The following is a 5,808-nucleotide window of genomic DNA, read 5'->3' as shown; positions in this document are numbered from 1 at the left end:
GGCCGGGAGCGTCCGGGCCGGTCTCGCCGTCGCCGAACTCCCAGTGATAGTGGGGAACGGCACTGATGGTCGCCACGACCGGCTGGTCGACGTTGAACGTGAACGAGTCGGGCACCGGGGTGTAGAGGATCGTGGCCAGGTTCGCGAAGCTGCGGCCGGACGGCGCGATGACGATGGACGGCTTCGGCAGGAGTCTCTCGCGCAGGTAGTTGGCGAGCGCGGCCTGCACCTGGGCGATCGGCACCGCGCCGGCGGGCAGCAGGTAGTTGAAGCAGCCCGCCACCGCCTGGTCGTACTGGGCCCGCGCCTGCGCGTCCATCGCCGGATCCGGCCCGACCGCGGTCAGCAGGTCACAGACGGCCGCCGGGTCGTCCGGACAGTCTTGGCCGCAGGCCGCGCTCCGCCGGGCCCCCGAGCCGGTCGGGATCCCGACGCGCTCCAGCGCTCCGTCGTGGTAGCGGTACTGGTAGCCGTTGTCCGTGGCCCGAGTGTCACAGGTACCCCACAGCGCGCCGACGCAGGGCACCGGGACGGTGCGTCCGGGCCCCGCGGCGGCGGGCGTCGCGCCGCCGGCGAGGCCGGTCAGGCCCACCAGTAGCAGCGCGCCGACCGCGATCAGTGCCGGGCGCGGGATCGTGCGGCGCCGGGCGGCGGTGGTCGTGCGGGCGGCGGTGGTCGCGTGCGGGCCGGTCGTCCCCGGGCCGGTGGTCATGCTTGGGCCGGGGCGTAGCGCAGGGTCTGGATACGCCAGCCGTGGTCGGTGAGCGACAGCTCGGCCGTGCCGACCCGGGTCGGCACGCCCGGGGCGTCGGAGACCCGCCGGCCCGCCGGGTCCAGCAGCCCCACCGCCCGGGTCCGCACGGTGAAGTCCACCTCGGTGACGAGCCCGACCCGCGGCCGGGCGAGCACGTCGCTCAGCTGATAGGCCGGCCCGTCCGCGCGCAGCCCCCGCTGCTGGAGCGAGCGGGTCACCCCGACGTCGAGGGCGCAGGGCTGGCAGCCATCGAGCGCCGTCGGCGCGATAACCGCGACCCGACCGGCCCGCGCGGCCTCGTTGATCTCGTGAAAGTAGCCCTCGACCGTGCGGGTGGCGGCCGCGGGCGTGTCATCGATCGCACCGGGGGCCGAACCGGAGACGGAAGGGCCGCCGGAGACGGCCGTGCCCCGGTTCTGGGAACCGGGGCGGGCCGGGAGCGCGGCCCCGGACGGCTCGTGCTGGTCGCCGCCGCAGCCCGCGCCCGTGAGGATGACGAGCATGGCGATGACGGCCCCCAGCCGTGCGGCGTACCGTGACGACCCGTTGCCCGCCCGCACAAGTCGCCAGGATAGCCGCGGAAACGCGGTATGTGGATAGGCACCAACGGAGAACGGGGGGCAGGTCCTACTATCAGTTCGATGATGGGAGTCACCGACGGCGACCGGGTATTCCGGCTGCGCCCCCCCGCGGCCTCGGCATCCGGCGTCGGCGGGTCCTCGGATCATCGTCCGTCGGCACCTCGGCCCGGCCCGGACGACCTGGCCGGGCCGATCGACCTGGCTGGGCCGGACGACCCGCCCCGGCCTGCGGATCATCGAGCCGGGTCCCAGCTGTCCCAGCTGCGTGGCACGCCTGCCGGCGTCATCGAGCGCTATCTCCACCATCTGGAGGGCGAACGCGGACTCGCGCGCAACTCGGTGCTCGCCTACCGTCGCGACCTGCGCCGCTATTGTGATCATCTCTCCGCATGCGGTCTGCCCTCGTTGGACGCGGTCGGTGAGGCGGAGGTTGCCGGATTCGCCGCCGTGCTGCGCACCGGTGACGACACGCACCCGCCGCTTGCCGCGGCGTCGGTCGCGAGGATGCTGGTCGCCGTCCGGTCGCTGCACCGCTTCGCGGCCGACGAGGGTGACGTCCCCGAGGACGTGTCCCGGCCGGTTCGACCACCGACGCCTCCCCGGCGGCTACCGAAGGCCCTGAGCATCGACCAGGTGGTGGCCGTCCTCGCCGCGGCCGCAGGTGCGCCCCCGCCGGGATCCCCGCCGCCCGGGGGACCGCCGCCGGTGGAACCGGCCGAGGCCGTCCGTCGTCTGCGAGCGACCGCGTTGCTGGAGCTTCTCTACGGCACCGGGGCCCGGATCTCGGAGGCCGTCGGTCTCGACGTCGACGATCTCGATCTGGAGGCCGCCTCCGTGCGCCTGCATGGCAAGGGCGGACGCGACCGGATCGTCCCGCTCGGTCGGTACGCCATCGCCGCGGTGGCCGACTACCTGCGGGTGGGGCGGCCGACGCTGGTCGCCCCCCGCTCGGGGCCCGCGGTCTTCCTGTCCCGCCGCGGTAACCGCCTGTCCCGGCAGAGCGCGTGGTCGGTGCTGCGTACGGCGGCGCTCGCGGCCGGTGTGGAGGGGGTCTCACCCCATGTGCTGCGCCATTCCTTCGCCACCCACCTGCTCGACGGCGGCGCCGACGTCCGGGTGGTGCAGGAGCTGCTGGGACACGCCTCGGTCAGTACCACCCAGATCTACACCCTGGTGACGGTGGACCGGCTTCGCGAGGTGTACGCGGCCTCGCATCCACGCGCCTTGGACGCGGCCCTGGGCTCGATCGGTCACTACTCCCGGACCTGGGGCCCGAGGACGGACCGGTGCGTGACAGGCCCGTGCATGACGGGCCCGTGAGTTTCGCCGGGGCACCGCCCCGGTTCTGAGCGATGGTCGGCGTCCCGGGCGGATGTCCACCCGGGACTGTCCGCGTGAGAACGCGCCAAGTGGCGCGATGCCGCCGCGTGGGGACAGGTGGACCGGCGCGGCACGTGGATGCTCAGGATGGGGTGTACGGCCCCAGGCTGGGCATCCCGTTGGAAGGGGCCGAGGCGGGAACACCGCCGACACCGCCGACCGTCTGCGTGCTGCGCTCGGCCAGGGTTTCGCCCACCTTGCGGGCGATCGCTTCCATCAGGCGCAGTGCCTGCGGCAGCGACAGGTTCAGCACCACTTCGCTGTCGTTTGTCATCGCGAAGCGAACCGACACGTCCGCCATTGCTCGACCTCTCTCGCCTGACTCCGAAGATCTGCTCGATGTGTGTGAAACGGAACGGTACGGCCCATCTGAGACCAATGCGCGCGCGGGGTTCCTGGAAGTACCGGCGGTTTCGCTTTTCGTGTCTACTCGCTCACCAAGTGTCGCGGTCCAAGAGCTGTAGCTGTCAGTCACGTGGGCTGCTCCTCTGCCGGTGGCGACGTGTATGGACCCGGTCGATCCGGATCTCCCCGCGGGGGGCGAGTTCGGAAAAATCGGACACGTAGCTGTCCCGTTGTCTCTGCATAGTCCCTCATTGCAAGGAGCTGTCCGCAAGGGGGGGTACTTGTCGTGCATCGTCATGTCGGAGGGTGAACGGGTTGGTTCCCACTGTTCTGGGAACGCTTTCACGGGTGTCACGCAGCCGGGCGGCCAAAGCCCGGATCGGGCAGGATGGCAGGGTGGCTTCGACTGACCGCGTCCGGCCGGACGTCCCCGCGCTGATCATCGGTATCCTCGGCGGCTCGGGTCCGCAGGGCGGGGGCCTCGGCCTGCGGTTCGCCGCCTCCGGCCATCTCGTACTGATCGGGTCCCGCTCGACCGAACGCGGCCAGCAGGCCGCGGCCGCGCTCGCGCGCCCCGGCCTGCGCATCGAGGGCGCGGACAACGCCACGGTCGCCGAGCGCGCCGATGTCGTCATCATCGCGGTTCCTTGGGAGGGCCATCGCCAGACCCTGGCCGCCCTGCGGGAGCCATTGGCCGGGAAGATCGTGATCGACTGCGTCAACCCCCTCGGCTTCGACAAGGGGGGTGCCTTCGCGCTCGCGGTGCCCGAGGGCAGCGCCGCGCAGCAGGCGGCCGCCGTCCTGCCGGACAGCGCCATCGTGGCGGCCTTCCACCACGTCTCCGCGGTGCTGCTGGCCGATGACGCGGTCACGAAGATCGACACGGACGTCCTGGTCCTCGGCGACGATCGGGCCGCCACCGATCTGGTGGCCGCGCTCGCCGAGCGCATTCCCGGCATGCGGGGCATCTACGCCGGCACGTTGCGCAACGCCGGTCAGGTCGAGGCGTTGACCGCGAACCTGATCTCGGTCAATCGCCGGTACAAGTCGCACGCCGGCCTGCGGGTCACCGATGTCTGAGCGGCGTCCGGACGGGCTACGTCCGGATGTGGCCCGTTTGGACGGGGCCCGTTTGGACGGGGCCGCGGTGGCGAATGGGCGGGAACGAGAGGCGGGGACGGCCCCCCGGGACGACCTGGGCCACCCGGTGGCGATTCCGGCGCGGGTGGAACGGATCGTCTCGCTCGTTCCCAGCCTCACCGAGTCGATCGCCGTCACCGCGCCCGGTCTGCTGGTGGGTGCCACCGACTGGTGCAGCCATCCCGCGGGGCTGGCCGTTACTCGGGTCCGGGGGACGAAGAACCCCGACCTCGATACCATCGTCTCCCTGGCCCCGGACCTGGTCTGCGCGAACGCCGAGGAGAACAGGGAACCCGACCTCGCCGCGCTGCGCCGGGCCGGGCTCGCCGTGTGGGTCACCGCCCCCACCACGGTCGATCAGGCTCTGGTGAGCCTGGACCGGATGTTGCGCCTGGCCTGCGGGCTGGCTCGTCCCGGCTGGCTCGACGCCGCCCGGCAGGCCTGGGCCGTGCCGGCCGCCGGACCGCGACGGCGGGCGTTGGTGCCGATCTGGCGCCGGCCGTGGATGGCGGTCGGCCGGGACACCTTCACCGGCGACGTGCTGCGCCGGCTGGGGGTCGACAACGTGCTGGCGGACTCGCCGGACCGCTACCCTCGGATCGATCTCGCGGCCGTCCCGCCCCATGACCTGGTGGTCCTGCCCGACGAGCCGTACCCCTTCAGCCCGTCGGACGGGCCCGAGACCTTCAGCGCGCCCGCGGTCTGCGTGTCCGGCCGCCTGCTGACCTGGTACGGCCCGTCCCTGGTCGATGCGTGGTCCGTGCTCGCGGCGGCGCTGGCCCGGACCGGCGATGGACCGGGGTGACAGCGCCGGCGCCGCCGGCACCACCGGCCGGGTGACTGATCAGTAGCTGTGCTCGATCGTCGGGTACCTGCCGTCCCGGACGTCCGCGCGGTAGGCCCGGGCGGCGTCCGCGAGAATCGTGCGCAGATCCGCGTACCGCTTGACGAACCGTGGCGTGCGGCCGCCGCTCAGCCCGGCCATGTCCTGCCAGACCAGCACCTGGGCATCGCATCCCGAGCCGGCTCCGATACCCACGGTGGCGATGCGCAACTCCTTCGTCACCCGGGTGGCCAGATCGGCGGGAACCACCTCGAGCACGACCGCGAACGCGCCGGCCGCCTCGAGCGCCAGCGCGTCGGCCAGCAGGATCTCGCCGGCCTCGTCGCGGCCCTGGACCCGGTAGCCCCCGATGGTGTGGATGCTCTGCGGGGTCAGCCCCAGATGCCCGATAACGGGGATGCCGGCGCCGACCAGGGCGTCCACCGCCCGGACCACCCGGGAACCGCCCTCGAGTTTCACCGCGTGCGCCCCGCCCTCCTTGAGGAAGCGGGTAGCGCTCGCCAGCGCCTCGGCCGGCCCCCCCTGGTACGACCCGAAGGGCAGATCGGCGACGACCATCGCGTGCGGTGCTCCGCGGACCACGGCCCGGACCAGCGGCAGCAGCTCATCGACGGTGATCGGCACGGTCGTGTCGTAGCCGTAGACGACGTTGGCGGCCGAGTCCCCGACCAGCAGGACGGGGATCTCCGCCTCGTCGAAGACGGCGGCGGTGGTGGCGTCGTACGCGGTCAGCATCGACCACTTCTCGCCCCGGTTCTTCGCCG

The 5,808-nt window shown here is 72.7% G+C and carries 7 protein-coding genes; 3 read left to right on the top strand and 4 right to left on the bottom strand.

Translation table 11 applies throughout. The features are described from left to right. Positions 1–712, bottom strand: a 712-nt coding sequence (locus AC08ON_RS06000) for a PKD domain-containing protein (protein ID WP_476616595.1), incomplete at its 3' end; no start/stop codon positions are given. Then, positions 709–1,257, bottom strand: coding sequence for a hypothetical protein (locus tag AC08ON_RS05995; protein ID WP_476606765.1), 549 nt, complete (start codon positions 1,255–1,257; stop codon positions 709–711). The genes AC08ON_RS05995 and AC08ON_RS06000, both read right to left, overlap by 4 nt. A 141-nt stretch (positions 1,258–1,398) precedes the next feature. Here AC08ON_RS05995 and AC08ON_RS05990 point away from each other — a divergent pair, with 141 nt between their 5' ends. Further along, positions 1,399–2,655 (top strand): site-specific tyrosine recombinase XerD, encoded by a 1,257-nt coding sequence (locus AC08ON_RS05990; RefSeq protein WP_476606772.1) that lies wholly within the window; start codon positions 1,399–1,401, stop codon positions 2,653–2,655. Between the two features lie 142 nt (positions 2,656–2,797). Here AC08ON_RS05990 and AC08ON_RS05985 read toward each other — a convergent pair whose 3' ends face one another. Next, the gene (locus tag AC08ON_RS05985) at positions 2,798–3,016 is read right to left on the bottom strand and encodes a hypothetical protein (protein ID WP_023841797.1); all 219 of its coding nucleotides are present in this window, start codon (positions 3,014–3,016) and stop codon (positions 2,798–2,800) included. A gap of 440 nt (positions 3,017–3,456) precedes the next feature. Here AC08ON_RS05985 and npdG point away from each other — a divergent pair, with 440 nt between their 5' ends. Together npdG and AC08ON_RS05975 are read left to right on the top strand one after the other, a co-directional pair. Then, entirely contained in the window at positions 3,457–4,140 is a 684-nt protein-coding gene (gene npdG, locus AC08ON_RS05980) for an NADPH-dependent F420 reductase (RefSeq protein ID WP_476606766.1), read from the top strand. Next, positions 4,133–5,005, top strand: a complete 873-nt coding sequence (locus tag AC08ON_RS05975) for a helical backbone metal receptor (RefSeq protein WP_476606767.1) — start codon at positions 4,133–4,135, stop codon at positions 5,003–5,005. Before npdG ends, AC08ON_RS05975 begins: the two co-directional genes overlap by 8 nt. Before the next feature lie 39 nt (positions 5,006–5,044). Here AC08ON_RS05975 and panB read toward each other — a convergent pair. Then, a partial coding sequence (gene panB, locus AC08ON_RS05970) for a 3-methyl-2-oxobutanoate hydroxymethyltransferase (protein WP_476616594.1) occupies positions 5,045–5,808 on the bottom strand: 764 nt, incomplete at its 5' end.

This window comes from Frankia sp. CoWAU3, from assembly GCF_977971855.1.
This window is presented reverse-complemented; position numbering and strand designations above follow the sequence as displayed.

Bases quoted from the DNA above. Each gene is read 5' to 3' on its own strand.
- AC08ON_RS05985 (WP_023841797.1), bottom strand. From the start codon at position 3,016: ATGGCGGACGTGTCGGTTCGCTTCGCGATGACAAACGACAGCGAAGTG.
- AC08ON_RS05990 (WP_476606772.1), top strand. From the start codon at position 1,399: ATGGGAGTCACCGACGGCGACCGGGTATTCCGGCTGCGCCCCCCCGCG.
- AC08ON_RS05995 (WP_476606765.1), bottom strand. From the start codon at position 1,257: ATGCTCGTCATCCTCACGGGCGCGGGCTGCGGCGGCGACCAGCACGAG.
- AC08ON_RS05975 (WP_476606767.1), top strand. From the start codon at position 4,133: ATGTCTGAGCGGCGTCCGGACGGGCTACGTCCGGATGTGGCCCGTTTG.